This is a genomic window from Pontibacter ramchanderi, assembly GCF_002846395.1.
GTDB lineage: Bacteria > Bacteroidota > Bacteroidia > Cytophagales > Hymenobacteraceae > Pontibacter > Pontibacter ramchanderi.
The window spans coordinates 316,227-336,649 of sequence record NZ_PJMU01000002.1; the positions used below are offsets into that span (position 1 = coordinate 316,227).

Below are 20,423 nucleotides of genomic sequence, written 5' to 3' on the forward strand. Positions count from 1 at the left end.
TTCAATAGTGTACTCTAAATCCCAGCAATCAGATTCCTAATTGCTGGGATTCTTATGTAAATCTTGAAAAAGCGGGCTTAGGTTTGAATAACGCCTACATTATAAGGTTTCTCAATCGGGGCGTGGTTGGCTGCCTCAATCCCCATCGAGATCACTTTGCGGGTCTCCAGCGGGTCGATGATGCCATCTATCCACAGGCGGGCGGCGGCATAGTAAGGCGATAGCTCTTCGTTATACTTGGCCGTGATACGCTCGAGTAATTCCTTCTCTGCTTCTGGCGTAATTTCCTCTCCTTTTGCTTTCAGGGCTGATACCTGAATCTGCAGCAGCGTGTTGGCCGCCGCCGCGCCGCTCATAACGGCCAGTTGTGCCGTTGGCCAGGCGTAGATCAGGCGTGGGTCGTAGGCTTTGCCACACATGGCGTAGTTGCCGGCACCGTAGCTGTTACCAATGATTACAGTGATTTTCGGCACCACAGAGTTCGCCATGGCGTTCACCATTTTGGCACCGTCCTTTATAATGCCACCGTGCTCGGCTTTGCTGCCCACCATAAAACCCGACACATCGTGCAGGAACACGAGCGGAATTTTCTTCTGGTTGCAGTTCATGATAAAGCGTGCCGCCTTGTCAGCTGAGTCGGAGTAAATTACGCCGCCCATTTGCATTTCGCCCTTTTTGCTCTTCACGATCTTACGCTGGTTGGCCACTATACCTACTGCCCAGCCATCAATGCGGGCAAGGCCACAGATCAGCGACTGGCCGTAGAGGTCTTTGTAAGGCTCAAACTCCGAGTTATCCACCAGACGGCTGATGATGTCCATCATGTCGTAGGGCTTGGTGCGGTCGGCTGGGAGCATGCCGTAAATTTCTTTCTCGTCCAGTTTCGGGGCAAGGGGCTCCACACGGCTGAATCCAGCTTTCGGATTATCTCCCATTTTATCAAAGATGGTGCGGATATGGTCCAGTGCCTCTTTGTCGTCTTTGCACTTATAATCGGTTACGCCGGAAATCTCGCAGTGTGTGGAAGCGCCACCTAAAGTCTCGTTGTCAATGCTCTCGCCGATGGCCGACTTCACCAGGTAAGAGCCACCCAAAAACACAGAGCCCGTCCCCTCCACAATCAAAGCCTCGTCGCTCATGATCGGGAGGTAAGCGCCGCCGGCCACGCAACTGCCCATGATGGCGGCAATCTGCACAATGCCCATCGAACTCATGACGGCATTGTTGCGGAACATGCGGCCAAAGTGCTCTTTGTCCGGGAAAATCTCGTCCTGCATTGGCAGAAACACGCCGGCGCTGTCTACCAGGTATACGATCGGGAGTTTGTTCTCAATAGAGATTTCCTGGGCGCGCAGGTTCTTTTTGGCTGTGATCGGGAACCAGGCACCGGCTTTTACGGTGGCATCATTCGCTACGACCACACACTGACGGCCTTTGATGTAGCCTATACCTGTCACCACGCCGCCGCTTGGGCAGCCGCCAACTTCCTGGTACATGCCTTCGCCGGCAAAGGCGCCTACTTCCAGAAACTCAGAGCCTTCGTCGAGCAGGTAGGCGATGCGCTCGCGGGCGGTCATCTTGCCTTTCTCGTGCTCTTTGGCGATGCGCTTTTCGCCGCCACCCAGGTGTACTTTCTTCAGTTTGCTTTTCAGCTGGAAACTCAGCTGTTTGAGAGAGTCTTCGTTCTTATTGAATTCGATATCCATGAAGGGGTTATTATAAATAAGGGGACTACTTACAATGAAAAATCCGCTTTATGGGCGGATTTCACAAATATACAATTTTTATAAGATGCACTATTGCCTTTTTGTGGTATCGGCAGGCACTACCTTAACAGAGTCGGGCGCCGGACGGCGAAACTCGTCCGGGTTTTCGTCCTGCAGTTCTTTCACCTCCTCCAGCGTAATCACGCGGCCTGTGGCATCTACCTTATACTTGTCTTTGCGACCGATAAGGGAGAACTGCACATAGCGCTTCGGATAGGCCTGTATATCGCGCAACAGCAGGTTGAGCGCCTCTGTAGACCGGTTCATGTTACGGTACAGTTCCTCGTCGTTCATGAGTTTGCCCAGCGAGCCCTGGTTGGAGTTAAGCTTGGAGATGGTGGTTTCCAGCTCGTTCACAGCCGAGTTGGCGTCCCGCACCAGTTTGTTGATCTCTACCTGCTTCAGCGTGTCCGTTATCTCGGCCATATTTAGTGTCAGGCGGTCGATGTTGCGCTGCGTCTGTCTTAGTGCAGCAGTAAGCTGACTGAGATTGCCCGTGATCTGGTTGATGTTGCGCTGGTTTTCGCGCAGGATGGCGTTGACCATTTCGGTCGTTCTGTTTGAGTTGGCCAGAATCGACTGGATGTTGTCTTTCGCCTCACTGTCCAGGAGTCTGTTTACACGAGCCAGTGTGGTGTCCACTTTGTCGATAACGGGAACCGATTTGGAAGACAGCATGTCGCCAATACTGGTCTCCTTGAAAGCGATGAGCTCTTCGCCGCCTTTGTACTGTTTTCTGCTGTTGTTAAGGTGCAACGTAATGGCCTTGCTGCCCAAGAGGTCGGAGTTGCCGAGGCTGGCGATGGTGGAGTCTCCTACCTGCAGGTCTTTCCGAACTTCAATGTCCACACGTACCATGTTGGCGCGGTCGGTGAGCAGTTCCATATCCTTCACGTGGCCTACCTGTATGCCATTCAGAAATACAGGATTTGAAATAGTGAGGCCATCTACGCTGTCGTATACTACATAATAAGTGTTGGATTTGGAGAAGAGCGAGGACCCTTTCAGGAATTCATACCCGAAATACAATATCACAACTGCCGCTATACCTAGCAGGGCAACTTTAATTTCCTTTGATATTTTCACGTAGGTGAGTTTGCGTTTTGCTTTAGTTCATGGCTTCAAGCTCCTGCTTGTATTCCTTGAAGGCACGATATATACCTGATGCCATATACGTCTGGCCGGTTTTATCGTTAAGGAATTTTTCTTCAGCAGGATTGGTCAGGAAGCCAGCCTCAATCAGCACGCTCGGCATGTAAGATTTCCAGAGTACCAGGAAGCCCGCCTGCTTTACGCCGCGGCTGGTACGGCCAACGCGGGTTTTAAACTCATTTTCTACTTTCTGGGCAAAACGCAGGCTATTGTCGATGTAGGCGCTCTGGTGCAGCGCAAACATAATGTGGCTCTGCGGGGAGTTCGGGTCGAAGCCACCGTATTTTTCCTTGTAGTCGTCTTCCTGTAAAATAACGGCGTTCTCGCGCTTGGCTACGGCCAGGTTGTTGTTGGAGGTATGGAGCCCCATGGTATAGGTTTCAGTGCCGTATGCGGCAGGGGGGCCTGAGTTGAGGTGAATGGAGATGAACAGGTCTGCATTGTTCTTGTTGGCTATACCTGCGCGGTCTATCAGCTCCACAAACGTATCGTCTTTGCGGGTGTAAACAACTTTTACGTCGGGCACGTTCTTCTCAATTAACGCACCAACCTGCAGGGCCAGCTTCAGGGCCACATCAGCCTCATGCGAAACTTTGCCGTTACAGCCTATGTCTTTGCCGCCATGACCTGCATCGATTACTACCGTCCGGAGCTTGTACGCCTTGCGGTATTCGAGCTTGCTGGAAGATAGTAAAAGTAAACTTAGGGCCAGAATTGAAATAGTAACAATATTTCTCACAACGCTCGTTAGTTAAAAGCTAAAACAATAACTTTGTACAAAATAAATAAAACTTTAGGGAAGTCTGAAGAAGTTGCGCTACATTTTGATTTTTTTGCTGCTGGTGCAGCTCGCCGTGCTTTCTGCCCAGCCTGTGCTGGGGCAACGGGTGCGCCGTCCTACCACCACTGCTACGCCAAAAGACACTGTCAACATCTCTCCGCCGCAGGATTCGCTCGTGACCACAGTACCCCAGGGCGACATCGAGACCACAATCAATTACTCTGCCAGAGATTCCATCTTGTTTGAGGTGGACCGCAAGGTCGTGCACCTCTATGGCGACGCCAAAATCGATTATGGCACCATGGAGCTTTCGGCAGCCTACATCGAAATCAACTACGACCTAAACACCCTAACCGCTACTACGCTTGCCGACTCAACCGGCAAAGAAACTGGTACTCCGGTGTTTAAGGACGGAGCAGAGAGCTACGCCGCCAAGCGCATTGCTTATAATTACAAAACCAAACGCGGCCGAATCTCTGAAGTAGTAACGCAACAAGGCGAAGGGTACATACATTCCGAGGTGGTGAAAAAAAATGAGCACAACGAGATTTTCGGCCTGCACAACAAATACACCACCTGCAATCTCGAGCACCCGCACTTCTATATCAGCGCCGGGAAAATAAAGGCCATCCCGAACGATAAGATCATGTCGGGTCCCTTTAACCTGGTGATAGCCGACATACCTACGCCGCTCGGTTTCTTGTTTGGCCTCTTCCCCACCCCGAAAAACAAACGCTCGTCCGGTGTCATCATGCCGACCTTTGGCGAGTCGCGGGCACGTGGTTTTTACCTGAGCAACGGGGGCTACTACCTGGCCCTAAACGACTACATCGGCACCCGCATCACGGGCGACATTTACTCACTGGGTGGGTATAAAGTGACTGTTGACAACACCTACATCAAACGTTACTCCTACCGCGGCAACCTGAACATCAGCTACGATTACTTTAAAAACGATGAGGCAGATGTGGCCGATCCGAACCGCTCTACCAACAGCCTGGCCGGTTTGCCGCCTAGTCAGCGCACCGCTTTTGTTACGTGGTCGCACAGTCCGGTGCAGAAACCTGGCCGTGGTCGCTTCACGGCCAATGTGCGCGCAGGTAGCAGCCAGCACAACCGCGTGAATTTTAACAGCCCGAATGCATACCTGGCCCCGACTTTCAACTCGACCATCACCTACCAGAAGAACATACAGAACACGCCATTCAGCTATACAGCTACGCTAAGCCAAGGCCAGAACAACGGAGGCTTCGTGGGAGAGGGCGAGAACCGCAGGCCAGCTCCTACGCGCATGAATTTTACGCTGCCTGACCTTAACTTTGCGATGACGCAGACGAGTCTTTACGAGCTTTTCTCGAAGGACGTGCCGACTGGCAAGTGGTACGAGAACTTTACTTTCGGCTACAACGTGCGGCTCCGCAACGAGGTGTCGAACCAGGTGACGGCCCGCAGGCTAGGCAATATACCTGTGGTGAACGGAACGGAAAGAGACACCACGTTTGCGCTTAACTTTGACAACCTCGACCGCCTTTGGCAAAACGGCCGCAAGAGCGCCGACCACAACTTTAATATCGGCCTGGGTAACTACAAGGTATTCCGCTTCTTCAACCTGACACCGACCGTGACCTACCGCGAATCATGGTTCGACAAAAAGCTAACCTATTCCTACGACGAGGAGCAGAGAGCTGTGCGCATCGACACGGCAGGCTTTGGCAGGGTATACGAATACGGCGCCGGAGCCTCCCTTAACACGACGGTGTACGGTACTGTGCAGTTTCCGAAAAGCAAGCGCGTGGAGGCCATCCGCCATACCATGATTCCAAGCATTAGCTATGGCTACCGTCCTAACTTCGGCGACGAAAACCGTTTCGGCTTTAGCCAGACCACGCAAGTTGCCATCGACACGCTCACGAACCAACCAATCTTCCAGACGCTGCCACGCTTTAACGGGAGCGTGCCTGGGGGAGGCTTGCAGAGCAGCCTGGGTATCCAGATCAATAACCGGGTAGAGATGAAGGTACGCTCGCGCAGCGATTCCACAGAAGCCAAATCGGAAAAGGTGAGCCTGATCGACAACCTGAACATCGGTACTACCTACAACCTGGCTGCCGACTCGCTGCGACTTTCGCCCATCAATATCAGCATGAACACACGCCTGTTCAAGGTGTTTGATGTAAACTTCACCTCCACCCTCGACCCTTACCAGCTCAGTCCGGACGGCAACCGTCGTATTGACCGCTACATGCTGGAGTCGCCTGGCTTTAAGCTGGCCCGACTAACCAATGCCAACCTGAGTGTGCGGGCGAACTTTAACCCAGAAGCGCGGTCTACTAACACACCACCGCCGACCAACCTGCCGGGTATGCTGAACCCGAATGACCAGTTCCTGCCGGACTACGTGGACTTCAACATCCCCTGGACGCTCAACCTGGATTATACCATCTACTATACCGGCGGCACACAACAAAACGAGGGCACCATTACCCAGAACATCGGCATGCAGGGCACACTGAACCTAACCGAAAAGTGGAAGTTTGGCTACATGGCCGGGTATGACTTTACGAACAATAACATCTCCAACGCCAGCGTCGATATTTACCGCGACCTGCACTGCTGGGAGATGAGCATCGGCTGGCGGCCTTTCGGTCTGATGCGCGGCTATAACGTAACCATCAACGCCCGTTCTGCCCTGCTACGCGACCTGCGCCTGACCAGAAACAGATCAGGTATGAACTTCAGATAACCCCGAACAGCCATACCTGAAAATTGGATGGCTGTTTATGTTTTGATTTTTATAATTTTGAATCAAATCCAAACCTGCATCCTATGTCTGTTCATAAAAGCGACGTAAAAAAAGTCACCACCCACCAGCTGCAGAATATGAAAGAGCGCGGCGAGAAGATCTCCATGCTCACGGCCTACGATTACTCGATGGCCACCATTCTGGACGCCGCCGGTGTGGACGTGCTGCTTGTCGGCGACTCTGCCTCTAACGTAATGGCTGGCCACGAAACAACACTACCCATCACGCTAGACCAGATGATCTACCATGCCTCTTCTGTGGTGCGTGGCGTAAACCGTGCTTTTGTGGTAGTCGATTTGCCGTTTGGCTCATACCAGGGCAATTCTTCGGAAGCGCTTCGCTCGACCATTCGCATCATGAAGGAATCGGGCGCGCACGGCATCAAGCTAGAAGGCGGTGCCGAGATAAAGGAATCGATTATCCGCATTCTGAGCGCCGGCGTACCGGTAATGGGTCACCTGGGCCTGACACCGCAGTCGATCTACAAGTTCGGTACCTATACCGTGCGCGCCAAAGAAGAGGCCGAGGCTCAGAAACTGATCGATGACGCTCTGCTGCTGCAGGAGCTGGGCTGCTTCTCGATCGTGCTGGAGAAGATCCCTTCGGAACTGGCCAAGCGCGTGGCCGAGAAGCTGGAAATTCCGATCATAGGTATAGGCGCAGGTCCGCATGTAGACGGGCAAGTGCTGGTAGTGCACGACATGCTGGGCATCAACAAAGAATTCAAACCCCGCTTTCTGCGTCGCTATGCCGATCTGCACACCATCATGACCGATGCGGTGCAGAACTACGTGAAGGACGTAAAGAGCAAAGACTTCCCGAACGAGAAAGAAGCGTATTAATTTTAGAGCGTATTAATTTTAGTTAAGAGTTATGAGTTTAAAGTTAAGCGTGAAAGGTATGCGCAGGTATAGCGAGCACCTTTAGGCTTGGCGCTTATTTCAACTGCAATGCTACCCACTTTTTGATTCTAGATTTTTAACTCTTAACTTTTAACTCTTATCTACATTGCTAGACGTTCTTTTTGAGGATAACCATGTGTTGGTGGTGAATAAGCCAGTCGGTTTGCTCGTGCACGGCGATGAAACCGGCGACGTGTGCCTGGCCGACCTGGCGAAGGCTTATATCAAAGAGAAGTATAACAAGCCTGGCAATGTGTACATTGGTGTGGTGCACCGCCTTGACCGACCTGTGAGCGGTGTGGTGCTGCTTGCCAAAACCTCCAAAGCCCTTACCCGGCTCAACGAATTGTTCCGCAGCAAAAAGACTGTGAAAACCTATTGGGCCGTGGTGCTCAACCGCCCGGCTATACCTGAGCAAACGCTGGTGCACTGGCTCATAAAGGACAGCAGTCGCAACGTGACAAAAGCCTACGCCCGCGAAAACAAAAATGGCCTTCGCTCCGAACTAAGCTACCGCCTGATCGGGCAGCATGACAAGAACTACCTGCTGGAGGTAAACCCCGTTACTGGTCGTCCGCACCAGATTCGGGTGCAGCTGGCCTCCATGCACTGCCCCATTGCAGGCGACCTGAGGTATGGCGCCAGCCAGCCACTCCCGGACAAGAGCATCGCCCTGCACGCCCGCATGCTGCAATTCGAGCACCCAACGCTCAAAACCATGATTACCGTGACCGCTCCGCTGCCTTCCGCTCCTGTTTGGGCACCGTTTAAAAACTGATATTAGTCATCTTTCTGAACTTTTATACCTGAATTTATTCTTTCTATAAAATCAGATTGTAATTTTGCAGAAGGCAACGTGTCTGCCTAAACCAAGCCTATACCTGAACAAGAATTTAAACACTTTACACACGACCCGTTAATGGCCATACTTATTTTCTTCGTACTGCACTGGTACATTTCTTTGTTCGTGCAGACCTTTTTCCTGCACCGCTACGCAGCCCACAAGATGTTCACGATGAACCCATTCTGGGAGAAGGCGTTCTATCTGCTCACCTACATTGCGCAGGGCTCCTCGTTCCTGTCGCCACGTGCTTACGCTATTTTGCACCGCATGCACCACGCTTTCTCTGACACGGAGCGTGACCCGCACTCGCCGCATTACTCCAACAATGCTTTTGCAATGATGTGGAAGACCAAGAACATTTACAACGACGTGCTGAACCACCGTGTGGAGCCGGAGCGCCGTTTTGATGGCGACTACCCTATGTGGCCGGCACTGGAGAAACTAGGTGACAGCTATTACTCACGTATTGGCTGGGGTGTGGCTTATGTATTGTTCTACATTGCTTTCGCCACACAGTGGTGGATGTTCCTGCTATTGCCGATTCACTTCCTGATGGGCCCTGTGCACGGTGCCATCGTAAACTGGAGCGGTCACAAGTACGGCTACCAGAACTTCGACAATAACGACAAGTCGCGCAACTCGCTATTCTTCGACTTCCTGACAGGCGGTGAGCTGTTCCAGAACAACCACCACAAACTGCCTAACCGCGTGAACTTCGGCGTAAAGTGGTGGGAAGTAGACCCAACCTGGCCTGTCATCTGGACGCTGGACAAGCTGAGCATCATCAAGCTGAAACCAGTGAAAGTAAAAGCAGCCAGACCTCCAAGAGCAAAAGCCAACGCTTAACTATACAAAAGCCCTCCCGCACTGGAGGGCTTTTTTTGCGGCTGCAGGTGTAGCGGTACACAAGCTTATTTCAGGTTGCCCAAATTGCCAGCAAATGATAGGCAGGTATAGTCGCTGGTATAGCCTACACTCAAAGGAGCGTTGTCTGCTATGGCGCTAAGCATTATACCTGGTGGCACCTCACGAATCAATTCCCAAAATATCTTGCATTAATTGGCACAAAATCATTACCTTTGCGGTTCTAAAAACTGACGGACGGGTTCCGCCGACTTAACAATTTATATAAAAAATGGCTGTTAAAATCAGACTGGCCCGCAGAGGCCGCAAAAAAGCCGCTATCTACGATATCGTAGTAGCTGACGCTCGAGCACCACGTGATGGTAAATTTATCGAGAAACTGGGTACTTACAACCCAAACACAAACCCTGCTTCTATCGACTTCAGCGAGGAGAAGGCGTTCCAGTGGTTGATGAACGGTGCTCAGCCAACTGACACTGTAAAAGCAATGCTTTCTTACAGAGGTATTCTGTACAAGAAGCACCTGCAAATCGGTGTGGCAAAAGGCGCTATTTCTCAGGAAACAGCTGACGCTCGCTTCGAAGAGTGGAAGAAAGAGAAAGAAGCCAAAATCGAAGGCAAGCGCTCTACATTGGGCTCTGAGAAAGAGGCTAAGCGTAAGGCTGCGTTCGAAGCTGAAACGAAAGTGAAAGAAGCTCGTGCAGAGGCGATCCGTCAGCGTGAGGCTGCTAAGCTTGCTGCTGATGCTCCTGCTGCTGAAACAGAAGAGGCTCCTGAGGCAGCTGCCGAAGGCGAATCTACTGAAGAGCAAGCATAAATTACAGTTGCCATGAAGATTGATGACTGCTTTCTGTTAGGACACATCGTCAAAACCCATGGCATCAAGGGACAAGTAGTCGCGTTTTTCGACGTGGACTACCCCGAAGATTATGATGAATTGGAATCAGTCTTCCTGGAACAACAGGGAAGACTGGTTCCTTTTTTTATTGAAGGCATGGAGCCGCAGGCCAAAGGCCGCTTCATCATCAAGTTCGAGGACATCAGCACCATCGAGCAGGCCGAGAAGCTGCGCAACACCAGCCTATACCTGCCGCTTGACGAGCTGCCTGAGCTGGAAGATGGCCAGTTTTACTTCCATGACGTAATTGGCTACCGTGTGGTCGACCAGAACCACGGCCCGCTGGGTACCGTGAAAGAGTTTTACGACATGCCGCAGCAACAGCTGATGGCCATGGACTACAACAACGAGGAGATGCTTATACCTGTAATGGACGAAGTATTCCTGCGTGCCGACCACGAAACCAAAGAGCTGCACGTAAACCTGCCTGAGGGCCTGCTGGAGGTATACACCCAGCCTGGTTCCCCTGACGACGCCGACGACCGCGACGAGTAGCCCCAATCCCCTTATCATGCGATTCGACATTATCAGTTGCCAGCCCGACCTGTTGGACAGTCCTTTTAGCCATTCCATCGTTAAAAGAGCCCAGCAAAAAGGTTTGGTGGATATCCACATACACGACCTGCGCAAATACGCCATCAACAAGCATGGCCAGATTGACGACTACGCCTTTGGCGGCGGGGCAGGTATGGTGATGATGATTGAGCCCATCGATAAACTACTGACGGAGCTAAAAGCCGAGCGGGACTACGATGCCGTGATTTACATGACGCCTGACGGACAAACGCTGAACCAGCAGGTGGTGAATCAGTTTTCGCTGATGCGCAACGTCATTATTCTGTGCGGGCATTACAAAGGCGTGGACGAGCGTGTGCGGCAGCATTACGTGACCCACGAAATCAGCATCGGCGACTATGTGCTGTCGGGCGGTGAACTGGGAGCGGCTGTGCTGGCCGATGCCATTATACGCATTATACCTGGGGTGCTCAACGACGAGTCCTCCGCCCTGACCGATTCGTTTCAGGACGGACTGCTGGCACCTCCCGTGTATACCCGACCTGCAGATTACAAAGGCATGAAAGTGCCCGACATCCTGCTTTCGGGCGACAACCCCAAGATAGAGCAGTGGCGCTTTGAACAGGCCATTGAGCGGACGAAACAACGTCGGCCAGATCTGCTCGACGAGTAGTTTACAGGTATAGAAACGTGCTCAAAACCGCTGTTTTAGCTGGTTTAAGGTATAAGTTTCAAAAACCTACATTTTTTTTCTGCAAAAATTCTTAAGTAATAAATAATTACATATCTTTGCAGTCCGAATTTTGAAGAAGATATTTAGCTTTAACAACATAGCCATGAGCGAATTACTTAAATTTATCGAGCAGGAATCTACAGATAAGCGCGCCTCTTTCCCTTCTTTCCAGGCTGGCGATACGATCAACATCCACGTGAAAATCCGCGAGGGTAACAAAGAGCGTATCCAGCAGTTTCAGGGCGTTGTAATCCAGCGTAAGAACGTAAACACAAACGGTGAGACATTCACTGTAAGAAAAGTGTCTAACCAGATTGGTCTGGAGCGTATTTTCCCACTGCTTTCTCCATCTATCGAGAAAATCGAGCTTGTAAGAAAAGGCCGTGTTAGAAGAGCTAGACTATACTACTTGAGAGGCCTGCAGGGTAAAGCTGCTCGTATCAAGGAAAGAAGATAATTGAAGAACCTGTTTTCATAAGTTTTCCATAGTTTTAGTAAAAAGGAGCCGTTTCTCAGCAAACGGCTCCTTTTTTTATACCCGCTGCAAAGCCCAGGCTATACCTGCTTTGGCCAGGCTTGCTATATTTGCAGCTATACCTGTCTGTATACCTTCACTCATGAAAACCTTACAACGCTATACCTTCCTGCTGCTGTCGCTGGCGCTGCTGGCCTCCTGCCAGACCGACTACGCCGCCCTGCCTACTTACAATGGCAAGAAACAGCTGCAGGCTGTGATCGAGGTTCCGGCCGGGAGCTCCACTAAGCTGCATTACAACCGCCAGACCAAGACCTTTGAGGCAGAGCAGCAAGCGGGCCAAGATCGCGTTATCCCTTTCCTGCCCTACCCTGCCAATTTTGGCTTTATACCTTCTACAGAAACCAACGCACAGAAGAAACCGCTTGAAGTGGTGGTGTTGGCCGGGAGTGTTGCCACAGGCACAGTAATGGAGGTGATTCCTGTAGGTGTGCTGCAACTGGAAACAGCCGGCGAACTTGACCACAAGATCGTGGCAGTACCGGCCAGGCCAAGTGAGCGCCCTATCAATGCCTCGGACTACACCAGCCTTACAGCCGACTACCCTGCCGCCAAGGCCATTCTGCAGCAATGGTTCGTGCACCACAACCCAACCGCCAAAAGCAAGTTTGTAGGCTGGCGCAACGAGCAGTTCGCCGAGCAAGAAATACAGCGTTGGATGAAACTGTAAGGTATAGAAACAAAAAAGCCTCCTGATGTGGAGGCTTTTTTGTTTTACTCAGGTATAACGGCTATACCTTATTTGATATCGCGCAGCTTCGCTCTTACATCTTCTACAGCCTGTTCCATGGCCTGCACCTGCTGGCGGCTGGCCTCCTGTTGCTTGATGTTCAGCTCCACATTCTGCTCCAACTGCCGTAGCTCGTCGGCGTTGCGCACCAGTTCGGCCTCCAGCTCCTGTTTGCGCTTCTTGTTACGTTCTATGCTTAGCTGCAGGTCGTTTGCCTGCTTCACTACGCGGTCCTGCTCTTTTTTGGTGCTGCGCAGCACAGCCTCGGCTTCGTTTATCTGCAACAACACGTCTTCCTGGTACAGTTTTTTGCCGAAGCTCTCCATAAATTGCTCTGCAGCATCGTATACCTCTGGCGTCGCGTTCTTATCAAGGTGGGCAGTGCCCATGTCGAGCGACCACCACACGTAGCTGCCCTTGGCATGCGTACCCACCGTGGAGATCACGCGCATAGGTTGTTTACTGATGCTGATCAGCTTCGCCTCCTCTACCGTATAAACGCCTTTGGAGTGCTTCACCTTGCCCGCTTCCTGCGCCAGATGATCTTTCCAGACTTTCTCAACAAACTTGGGATCCAGTTGCACGCTCAACTGCTGGCCGCTGCGCTTGATGCCGTTCACTACCTGCTCGTTTTCCTCCACGCGCATCACCTGCGCACTCGCCATACCTGATACCAGCAACATAGCCGCTACCAAAAAACCTTTTACTCGCATACTCTACTTAGAAATAATGATTAGACAGGAACAATCGTATACCTACGAAAATAGCTAATCTATAGCATATTTCAGATATAGGAAGCAGGATTAATTTAGCGGCTGTTCTGTTTGGGTTTGGGAACCGCGACGCTTACCTTTGTAGGTTTATGACCCGGGCAGCCTGAATAGGAATTTTTCACGTATGCGAACAATAACATAGGTTAGCCTGTTGGAACCGCAATGAAAATAACGATCTGCAGAAAAGAGCATTTTAATGCCGCACACCGCCTGCATAACCCAGCCTGGAGCGACGAACAAAACGCGGAGGTTTTCGGGCTATGCAACAACCCTAATTTCCACGGGCATAACTACGAGCTCATTGTGAAGCTAACGGGCGCCGTGAACGAAGAAACAGGCTACGTGTACGACATGAAAAAACTGAGTACGCTGGTAAAGGAGGAGGTGATCGACCGGTTTGACCACAAAAACCTCAACCTCGACACAGAAGAGTTCAGGCAGCTGAACCCGACAGCCGAGCACATTGCCATGGTGATCTGGAACCGATTGCGGGAAAAAATAAGCCAGGAATACGAACTGGCGGTAACGCTTTATGAAACTGAACGAAACTTTGTTGAATATAATGGATAACCAGGACCTGGGCCACGAAGCGGAAGAGATGGACGACCACATGATGAGCTCGCTGGAAACACCGTTGCGCCCCGACGCATTTGCCCTTTCTGACGCCGAGAAAATCGTGATCATCGAAAGGCACTTCCGCGAGATCATGCACACCATGGGCCTTGACCTGACAGATGACAGCCTGAAAGGAACGCCGCTGCGCGTGGCCAAAATGTATGTGCAGGAGATTTTCAGCGGACTTCATCCTGAGAACAAGCCGGTTATCCGCCGCTTCGAGAACAAGTACAAGTATAATCAGATGCTGGTGGAGCGCGACATTACTGTGTACTCCTCCTGCGAGCATCACTTTGTGCCCATCATCGGCAAAGCCCATGTCGCTTACATGCCAAACGAGCACGTGATTGGCCTTTCCAAGCTGAACCGCATTGTGCAGTACTACGCCCGCCGTCCGCAGGTGCAGGAGCGCATGACCATGCAGATCGCCAACGAACTGAAGCAGGCGCTGCAGACCGAGAATGTGGCCGTGCTGATAGAGGCTGACCACCTTTGTGTGATGAGCCGTGGCGTGAACGACGTGAGTAGCAGTACCATCACGGCGGAGTACTCCGGCCTGTTTGAGCAGGACCAGTACCGCAACGAGTTCCTGAGCCATATCCGCAAAAAATAAGCGCCGGAGCCGCGCAAACCTTTGTGCTGCCAACCGGTTTTGATCGTTGAAAGCAACTTTCAGTTAGTCCTTACCCGTATAGAGATATTTCTATATAATTTATAATGACGATCATAACCAATGGCAGGTAAAATACTCATCACAGGTGGTTCCGGGCTGATCGGGTCGCGTCTTTCCGAAATGCTCATCGATCAGGGTTATGAAGTAGCGCACCTGTCTAGGTCTCCGGACAAGTACTCGCATTACAAAACGTTTCGATGGGATGTGCAGGCAGGGTCTTTGGACGAAAATGCCATCACTTATGCCGACTACATCATTCACCTGGCGGGTGCCGGGCTGGCTGACGAAAAGTGGACCAAGGAACGCAAGCGCGAGATCCTACGCAGCCGTGTTGACAGCTCGCAGCTGTTGTATAAGGGGCTTCAGCAACAGAAGCATCGTGTCAAAGCTTTTATCTCGGCATCTGCCATTGGTATTTACGGTGACTCAGGCGACCAACTGATGTCGGAGGAGAGCACTTATGGTGAGGATTTTATGGCGGAGGTTTGCAAAGCCTGGGAAGCGTCGGTGTGGCCTATTAAGGACCTGGGTATTCGCACTGTGATACTGCGCACCGGTATAGCCCTGAGCGAAAAAGGTGGCGCCCTTCCTCAGATGGCGCGCCCCGTGAAGCTGATGGCTGGCGCACCGTTCGGCAGCGGAAAACAGTACATGTCCTGGATCCACATGGATGACCTGTGCCGTCTTTACATCCGAGCCATTGAAGACACGCAATTTGCCGGCGTATACAATGCCGTGGCGCCCCACCCTGTCACCAACCAGGAGTTTACCGAAGCATTGGCAGAAGTCATGCACAAGCCATTGGTTTTACCCAAGGTACCTTCCTTTGCCCTGAACATGATGCTGGGTGAGATGAGCGCTGTAGTGCTATCAGGGCAGCGGGTGAGCGCCAATAAGGTGCTGCAGACTGGCTTTACCTTCGAGTACAATTACCTGGACGAAGCACTGGAGTCGTTTTACAAAAACCAGCAAAGCTAATGCTCCTAACTACTCTTAAAGCAGAGGCGCCCGCTGATTGATCAGCGGGCGCCTCTGCTTTTTAACATTACTGAAGGAATTCTGACAGGTCCAGTATCTCCAGGTTCAGGTCGAGCTGAGTAGAGTCTGGCTCCGCTTTTGGCAGCACCGTAGTGCAGTTATACTTCTTGCTGATCTTAACGGTCGGACCAGGGAATCGGCCCATAGTATAGCCCAGGTCTTTGTCTTTGTAGAGGCGCTCCATGAAAAGGCCGTATACCGGCAGGGCTGTTTTGGAACCTTCACCCAGGTTAGAGGTACGGAAGTGAATGCTGCGGTCCTCGCCTCCTACCCACACGCCAGTCACCAGGTCTTTGGTCACGCCCATAAACCAGCCATCAGAATGGTTCGAGGTAGTTCCGGTCTTGCCACCGATCTCGTTTCCTTTCCAGAGGTCATATTCCCACAGGGCCTGTGATGTACCGCCTGGCTCCTCTATACCTCCCTTGAGCATATGCATCATCAGGAAGGCCGTTTCTTCGCTCAATACCTTCTTTTGCTCCGGCACAAACTGCTCAATCACGTTGCCCTCACGGTCTTCGATGCGGGTGATAAAGCGAGGGGCGGTATAGAAACCATGGTTTGGGAAGGTACTGTAAGCACCCACCATTTCATAAACCGACACATCACTTGGGCCCAGTCCAATGGAAGGCACCTTGTCCAGCGGACTACTGATGCCCAGTTTATGCGCGTAATCCACAACCGTTTCCCAGCCAATCAGCTCGGTCAGCTGCGCCGTCACAGAGTTCACCGATTTGCCCATGCCGCGGCGCAGCGTCATCGGGGCACCGGTATAAGTCCAGTCGGCATTGGTCGGCGACCAGCTTTTCTTCTGCCCTTTCTCCACATAATTGATGGTGATGCGCGTGTCCACGATCTTGTCGCAGGGTGAGTAGCCGTTGTCGATAGCCGCCACATACACGAAAGGCTTAAAGGTAGAGCCCGGCTGGCGTCGCGCCTGCTTCACGTGGTCGAACTTGAAGTACTTATAATTGATACCGCCCACCCAGGCCTTTATCTCGCCGGAGAAGGGGTCCATGGTCATCATGCCGCCATGCAGGAAACGCTTGTAGTAGCGCAGCGAGTCGAGCGGCGACATGGTCATTTTCTTTTCGCGAGCGGGATTCTCCCAGGTAAAGACCATCATCTCGCGCGGCGTGTTCAGCTCTTTGTTGATGGCAGCGGTATTGTCGCCATGCTTTTTCTTCAGGCGCTTATAATAGTCTGTGCGTTTGATGGTTTCTTCGATGAAGTTCGGGATCTCGCGGTTCTTTTCGTCCACCCACGGGTTCTGGCCCTTCCAGTGGTTGTCAAAACGGCGCTGCAGGGTGCGCATCTGCTGGTCCATGGCAGCCTCAGCATGCGCCTGTATGCGCGAGTCGATGGTGGTGTATACCTTCAGGCCGTCGCGGTACAGGTCGTAGCCATTCTGCTTGCACCATTCCTTCATAAAATCGGCCACAGCGCCCCGAAAATAAGTGGCTGGTCCGTCGTAGTGGTTCTCTACCTTATAGTCCAGCACCAGCGGCAACTGGCTCAGCGAGTCGGCCTGGGCAGAAGTCAGGTAGTTGTACTTGGCCATTTGCGCCAACACGGTGTTGCGGCGGCGGGTGGCGTTCTCCGGGTTAAAACGCGGACTGTAAAACGTCGGGGCTTTCAGCAGACCCACCAGCACGGCGGCTTGTTCGGGCTTCAGGCTGTCGGGTGAGGTGTTGAAGAAGGTTTTGGAGGCCACCTGTATACCGAAGGAGTTACTGCCGAAGTCCACTGTGTTGAGGTACATGGCCAGGATTTCTTCTTTGGTATAGCGCTGCTCGAGTTTGATCGCAGTTAGCCACTCCTTTGTTTTGGAAATCACGATATTCAGGCCAGGGATGTGGCCGAGTACACCTTTGGAATCGTCGGTGCGGGTTTTGTAGAGGTTCTTGGCCAGCTGCTGCGTGATGGTACTACCGCCCCGGCTTTCGCCGCGCAGGTTATCGTACACGGCGCCGAAAATAGCGGTCGGGTCTATACCTGCGTGCTCATAAAAACGGATGTCTTCGGTGGCGATCAGGGCGTTGATGAGCGTCGGCGACATCTGCTTGTAGCTCACTGGGCTGCGGTTCTCGCGGAAGTACTTTCCGATCAGCTGTCCGTCGGCAGTATAGAGCTCGGAGGCCTGGTCGCTGCGCGGGTTTTCCAGCCTGTCCAGACTTGGGGAGGAGCCAAAGAGGTAGAAGATGTTATACTCCACACTCACCAGGTAGCCGACCACCACCATCAACCCCAGCAAAAAGAGTTTCCAGGTATAGCCGATTATACTGCCGTACACGGATCTTCTCTTCTTAACCGGTTGCTTTACTTGTTCTTTTTCTTGCTCTTGCAGCATGTTATAGTATCAGGGCAAATAGCCTGTAATTTCCGGAACGCTTCTTTCTAATCTACTGCAAATATACCTTTTGTGTACAAATACTTTCTCAGAAACGCATAAAACTTAGTCAGCAATATACAGAAGCTGTTATAACTTTGGCGGGCCCTGCCTATCTTTGCGCATAGCATTTCCCTTACCCTATGCAAGAGCAATTACAGGCAGCTTTCGACAAGATCAAGGGCCTGCCGCTGACCAAAACCACCCGCACCGAGCTGGTGCAATACTTCCATTTCGGCAAAACCAGCTATACCACCCCACAGGGCCTCATCCTGGACGTCGGCCTTTATACGCTGGCCGTGAACTGTCCCTGGACCTTTGAGCTGGCTAAGGGCGAAACCATTAAGCACAGCGAGGTATTTATGCGCAAGCGCGAGCCCGGTCTTCCCTCTCCCAAATTCGACTGGAAAGTGCCCGGCGCCAACCTCCGCGACCAGCGCCTGCAGGGCCTGGTGATCAGCAGCCAGGGATTGGCCATCGAGTCGAGCGAGATCAGAGATGCCTATGGTATAGCACTGACTTTCGTGAACGGCGACCGACTAATTTTAGCGCCTGACCTGGGTAAACCGCAGGAAGAATACTGGCAGCTGTTCAGCAATTCCGGCGACGGCTTCCGCATCGGAGCCGGTGCGACTGGAGTTCGCTAAGCGACAGTCACTATAATCAGGATAATCACTTCACTTCCCGAACGATGTACTTCTTTGAGTATATAGGTGCTTTTTTCTATTGGATTTTTCTTGCCTTACTGGATTGGATCAGAGGCAAGGAAATTTACTCCCTATCTGACATCGCTAAAGGGAGAGATCAATATGATCCGGGCGATCAGTTTAATTTTCAGTGCTACATGGTGAAGCTGAAAGTAATAGGATTTGTGGCCCTGGGTGCTGTTTTATTACTTCTAAAAGAAATATAGTCATTACCACCACTTTACAAACCTAGCTTTTTTGGTGTCCTGTAAAGGTGTACCTTGAGCGGACACCGTAACTAAATGCCGTTAAGTATGAAAAAACTGCTTCAAACCACAGGTATAGCCCTGGCACTTGGCCTCTGCTGCACGCTGGGCGCACAAGCGCAATCCAAGTCGAAAGCAACAGCTAAAAAAGCGCCAGCCGCCACAACGCAGGAAGCTCCCAAAAAGTCGGGTGAGATGGACATGAGCCAGATGAAGACCTATTACATGGCGCTGCTCAAAAAAGGTCCTTACCAACCCACCGACACGGCCGAGGTGAACAGCATCCAGCGCGGGCACATGGCGCACATCCGTAAGATGGCTGCTGATGGCAAACTGGTGATGGCTGGTCCGTTTCTGGACAATGGCGAGCTGCGCGGTATCTTCATTTTTGATGTGGCCTCTATGGAAGAAGCAAAAGCCCTGACCGAGGCAGACCCAGCTGTGAAAGCCGGCAAGCTGATCATGGAGTTGCACCCCTGGATGAGCCAGCGCGGCACCAGATTGCCTTAGCAACTTTTACAGGCGAAGGGCAGTATGCGAACAAAACAACCGCTGCTGCCTTTGAACTTCCGCCTGCACCTTTTCGAGTTTGAAGACCAGCCCTGGTTTCCGCACATTTTCCGCCAAGGCATGCTCGACTTCCTCCGTTTCATGATCTCCAAGCTGGGTGCCTACGGCCCGGCTATACCTTTGCTGGAGGATCTGCTTCGTCGCAGCGGCCAACATCATTTCACAGACATTTGCTCCGGTGCCGGCGGCGGCATAGCAGGTATACGCGAAGCTTTAAGCAAGCGCATGGGCGAGCCGGTGCGCGTTACCTTGTCCGACCTATACCCTAACCTGGGCGCTTACGAGTTTTTGCAAGCCGAGTCCGGTGGCCTGATCGACTTTATCGCCTCTCCGGTTGATGCCACCAAAGTGCCGCCACAAATTCAGGGAGTCCGCACCATCTTTTCTTCTTTTCACCATTTCAAACCCGATCAGGCAGTGGCCATTCTGCAGAACGCGGCCGACCAGCGGGCGCCCATCGGCATTTTTGAAGGCAGCGGAAAGTCCTGGCTGGAGCTAATCATTTTCCTGTTCACCTTCCCGATCATCATCCTGGTCGTAACGCCTTTCATTCGGCCATTTAAACTCAGTCGGCTGTTCTTCACATACCTCATACCGATTATTCCGTTGGGCATATTGTGGGATGGACTCGTATCGCTGTTCCGGATCTACAATCCCCGGATGCTGCACGAACTGGTTGCCCGAGTCGAAACACCGCCCGGCTATACCTGGCGCAGCGGCATTGTCGGTAACGGACCCGGCAAGCAGGTCATTTACCTGATGGGTTACCCGTAGAGGTGAATTGTTGGTTGTTGATTGCTGATTGTTAACAGTCGTTGGGAAAAATCAGCAGGAGAAAAAAACCTATGGTCAATTAGATCAAGTCGATTTGAGCTAAATTCTAAGACAG

Annotated in this window: 20 protein-coding genes; 15 read left to right on the top strand and 5 right to left on the bottom strand. The window is 51.9% G+C overall.

Features of this window, described 5'->3' with window-relative positions; all coding sequences use genetic code 11:
- Nucleotides 1–77 precede the first annotated feature (77 nt).
- The 3 genes from BD749_RS08175 to BD749_RS08185 all read right to left on the bottom strand — a co-directional run bounded on the left by BD749_RS08175 (nt 78) and on the right by BD749_RS08185 (nt 3,657).
- A complete protein-coding gene (locus BD749_RS08175) occupies nt 78–1,706 on the bottom strand; it encodes an acyl-CoA carboxylase subunit beta (protein ID WP_101443915.1) in 1,629 nt (542 codons plus the stop codon).
- Between the two features lie 90 nt (nt 1,707–1,796).
- Nucleotides 1,797–2,852 carry an MlaD family protein gene (locus tag BD749_RS08180; protein ID WP_101443916.1) on the bottom strand — a complete coding sequence of 352 codons (1,056 nt, stop codon included), beginning with the start codon at nt 2,850–2,852 and terminating at the stop codon, nt 1,797–1,799.
- A 22-nt stretch (nt 2,853–2,874) separates the two neighbouring features.
- Nucleotides 2,875–3,657 (bottom strand): N-acetylmuramoyl-L-alanine amidase family protein, encoded by a 783-nt coding sequence (locus BD749_RS08185; protein WP_101443917.1) that lies wholly within the window; start codon nt 3,655–3,657, stop codon nt 2,875–2,877.
- A 73-nt stretch (nt 3,658–3,730) separates the two neighbouring features.
- Here BD749_RS08185 and BD749_RS08190 point away from each other — a divergent pair, with 73 nt between their 5' ends.
- The 9 genes from BD749_RS08190 (at nt 3,731) to BD749_RS08230 (ending at nt 12,464) form a co-directional block, all read left to right on the top strand.
- Nucleotides 3,731–6,442, top strand: coding sequence for a putative LPS assembly protein LptD (locus tag BD749_RS08190; RefSeq protein ID WP_101443918.1), 2,712 nt, complete (start codon nt 3,731–3,733; stop codon nt 6,440–6,442).
- A gap of 83 nt (nt 6,443–6,525) precedes the next feature.
- Nucleotides 6,526–7,344, top strand: coding sequence for a 3-methyl-2-oxobutanoate hydroxymethyltransferase (panB, locus tag BD749_RS08195; protein ID WP_101443919.1), 819 nt, complete (start codon nt 6,526–6,528; stop codon nt 7,342–7,344).
- Nucleotides 7,345–7,510: 166 nt separating this feature from the next.
- Nucleotides 7,511–8,182 (top strand): RluA family pseudouridine synthase, encoded by a 672-nt coding sequence (locus BD749_RS08200; protein WP_245868922.1) that lies wholly within the window; start codon nt 7,511–7,513, stop codon nt 8,180–8,182.
- A 141-nt stretch (nt 8,183–8,323) separates the two neighbouring features.
- A complete protein-coding gene (locus BD749_RS08205; protein WP_101443920.1) occupies nt 8,324–9,094 on the top strand; it encodes an acyl-CoA desaturase in 771 nt (256 codons plus the stop codon).
- Between the two features lie 289 nt (nt 9,095–9,383).
- The gene (locus BD749_RS08210) at nt 9,384–9,929 is read left to right on the top strand and encodes a 30S ribosomal protein S16 (protein ID WP_101443921.1); all 546 of its coding nucleotides are present in this window, start codon (nt 9,384–9,386) and stop codon (nt 9,927–9,929) included.
- Nucleotides 9,930–9,941: 12 nt separating this feature from the next.
- Nucleotides 9,942–10,505 (top strand): ribosome maturation factor RimM, encoded by a 564-nt coding sequence (rimM, locus tag BD749_RS08215; protein WP_101443922.1) that lies wholly within the window; start codon nt 9,942–9,944, stop codon nt 10,503–10,505.
- A 16-nt stretch (nt 10,506–10,521) separates the two neighbouring features.
- Nucleotides 10,522–11,199 carry a tRNA (guanosine(37)-N1)-methyltransferase TrmD gene (gene trmD, locus BD749_RS08220; RefSeq protein ID WP_101443923.1) on the top strand — a complete coding sequence of 226 codons (678 nt, stop codon included), beginning with the start codon at nt 10,522–10,524 and terminating at the stop codon, nt 11,197–11,199.
- A gap of 163 nt (nt 11,200–11,362) precedes the next feature.
- A complete protein-coding gene (rplS, locus tag BD749_RS08225) occupies nt 11,363–11,716 on the top strand; it encodes a 50S ribosomal protein L19 (protein ID WP_101443924.1) in 354 nt (117 codons plus the stop codon).
- A gap of 160 nt (nt 11,717–11,876) precedes the next feature.
- Entirely contained in the window at nt 11,877–12,464 is a 588-nt protein-coding gene (locus BD749_RS08230; RefSeq protein ID WP_101443925.1) for an inorganic diphosphatase, read from the top strand.
- A gap of 68 nt (nt 12,465–12,532) precedes the next feature.
- Here the strand turns inward: BD749_RS08230 and BD749_RS08235 are convergent, their stop codons facing one another.
- Entirely contained in the window at nt 12,533–13,237 is a 705-nt protein-coding gene (locus tag BD749_RS08235) for a DNA repair ATPase (protein WP_245868927.1), read from the bottom strand.
- A 222-nt stretch (nt 13,238–13,459) separates the two neighbouring features.
- Here BD749_RS08235 and BD749_RS08240 point away from each other — a divergent pair, with 222 nt between their 5' ends.
- The 3 genes from BD749_RS08240 to BD749_RS08250 all read left to right on the top strand — a co-directional run bounded on the left by BD749_RS08240 (nt 13,460) and on the right by BD749_RS08250 (nt 15,563).
- A complete protein-coding gene (locus tag BD749_RS08240; RefSeq protein ID WP_101443926.1) occupies nt 13,460–13,867 on the top strand; it encodes a 6-pyruvoyl trahydropterin synthase family protein in 408 nt (135 codons plus the stop codon).
- A complete protein-coding gene (gene folE / locus BD749_RS08245; protein ID WP_394341664.1) occupies nt 13,830–14,525 on the top strand; it encodes a GTP cyclohydrolase I FolE in 696 nt (231 codons plus the stop codon). Before BD749_RS08240 ends, folE begins: the two co-directional genes overlap by 38 nt.
- A gap of 120 nt (nt 14,526–14,645) precedes the next feature.
- The gene (locus tag BD749_RS08250) at nt 14,646–15,563 is read left to right on the top strand and encodes a TIGR01777 family oxidoreductase (RefSeq protein ID WP_101443928.1); all 918 of its coding nucleotides are present in this window, start codon (nt 14,646–14,648) and stop codon (nt 15,561–15,563) included.
- Between the two features lie 67 nt (nt 15,564–15,630).
- Here the strand turns inward: BD749_RS08250 and BD749_RS08255 are convergent, their stop codons facing one another.
- A complete protein-coding gene (locus BD749_RS08255; RefSeq protein WP_101443929.1) occupies nt 15,631–17,973 on the bottom strand; it encodes a penicillin-binding protein 1A in 2,343 nt (780 codons plus the stop codon).
- Between the two features lie 182 nt (nt 17,974–18,155).
- Here BD749_RS08255 and BD749_RS08260 point away from each other — a divergent pair, with 182 nt between their 5' ends.
- The 3 genes from BD749_RS08260 (at nt 18,156) to BD749_RS08275 (ending at nt 20,308) form a co-directional block, all read left to right on the top strand.
- Nucleotides 18,156–18,659 carry a hypothetical protein gene (locus tag BD749_RS08260; protein ID WP_101443930.1) on the top strand — a complete coding sequence of 168 codons (504 nt, stop codon included), beginning with the start codon at nt 18,156–18,158 and terminating at the stop codon, nt 18,657–18,659.
- A gap of 353 nt (nt 18,660–19,012) precedes the next feature.
- On the top strand, nt 19,013–19,474 hold the full coding sequence (locus BD749_RS08270) for a YciI family protein (RefSeq protein ID WP_101443932.1): 462 nt from the start codon (nt 19,013–19,015) through the stop codon (nt 19,472–19,474).
- Between the two features lie 24 nt (nt 19,475–19,498).
- Nucleotides 19,499–20,308: a hypothetical protein gene (locus tag BD749_RS08275; protein WP_101443933.1), complete on the top strand. Its 810-nt coding sequence runs from the start codon at nt 19,499–19,501 to the stop codon at nt 20,306–20,308.
- The last annotated feature ends 115 nt before the right edge of the window (nt 20,309–20,423 follow it).

What these genes read in the sequence shown, in the direction of transcription:
- BD749_RS08175 (WP_101443915.1), bottom strand. Translation starts at nt 1,706, where the DNA reads ATGGATATCGAATTCAATAAGAACGAAGACTCTCTCAAACAGCTGAGT.
- panB (WP_101443919.1), top strand. Translation starts at nt 6,526, where the DNA reads ATGTCTGTTCATAAAAGCGACGTAAAAAAAGTCACCACCCACCAGCTG.
- BD749_RS08205 (WP_101443920.1), top strand. Translation starts at nt 8,324, where the DNA reads ATGGCCATACTTATTTTCTTCGTACTGCACTGGTACATTTCTTTGTTC.
- BD749_RS08210 (WP_101443921.1), top strand. Translation starts at nt 9,384, where the DNA reads ATGGCTGTTAAAATCAGACTGGCCCGCAGAGGCCGCAAAAAAGCCGCT.
- rimM (WP_101443922.1), top strand. Translation starts at nt 9,942, where the DNA reads ATGAAGATTGATGACTGCTTTCTGTTAGGACACATCGTCAAAACCCAT.
- trmD (WP_101443923.1), top strand. Translation starts at nt 10,522, where the DNA reads ATGCGATTCGACATTATCAGTTGCCAGCCCGACCTGTTGGACAGTCCT.
- rplS (WP_101443924.1), top strand. Translation starts at nt 11,363, where the DNA reads ATGAGCGAATTACTTAAATTTATCGAGCAGGAATCTACAGATAAGCGC.
- BD749_RS08230 (WP_101443925.1), top strand. Translation starts at nt 11,877, where the DNA reads ATGAAAACCTTACAACGCTATACCTTCCTGCTGCTGTCGCTGGCGCTG.
- BD749_RS08235 (WP_245868927.1), bottom strand. Translation starts at nt 13,237, where the DNA reads ATGCGAGTAAAAGGTTTTTTGGTAGCGGCTATGTTGCTGGTATCAGGT.
- BD749_RS08240 (WP_101443926.1), top strand. Translation starts at nt 13,460, where the DNA reads ATGAAAATAACGATCTGCAGAAAAGAGCATTTTAATGCCGCACACCGC.
- folE (WP_394341664.1), top strand. Translation starts at nt 13,830, where the DNA reads ATGAAACTGAACGAAACTTTGTTGAATATAATGGATAACCAGGACCTG.
- BD749_RS08250 (WP_101443928.1), top strand. Translation starts at nt 14,646, where the DNA reads ATGGCAGGTAAAATACTCATCACAGGTGGTTCCGGGCTGATCGGGTCG.
- BD749_RS08255 (WP_101443929.1), bottom strand. Translation starts at nt 17,973, where the DNA reads ATGCTGCAAGAGCAAGAAAAAGAACAAGTAAAGCAACCGGTTAAGAAG.
- BD749_RS08260 (WP_101443930.1), top strand. Translation starts at nt 18,156, where the DNA reads ATGCAAGAGCAATTACAGGCAGCTTTCGACAAGATCAAGGGCCTGCCG.
- BD749_RS08270 (WP_101443932.1), top strand. Translation starts at nt 19,013, where the DNA reads ATGAAAAAACTGCTTCAAACCACAGGTATAGCCCTGGCACTTGGCCTC.
- BD749_RS08275 (WP_101443933.1), top strand. Translation starts at nt 19,499, where the DNA reads ATGCGAACAAAACAACCGCTGCTGCCTTTGAACTTCCGCCTGCACCTT.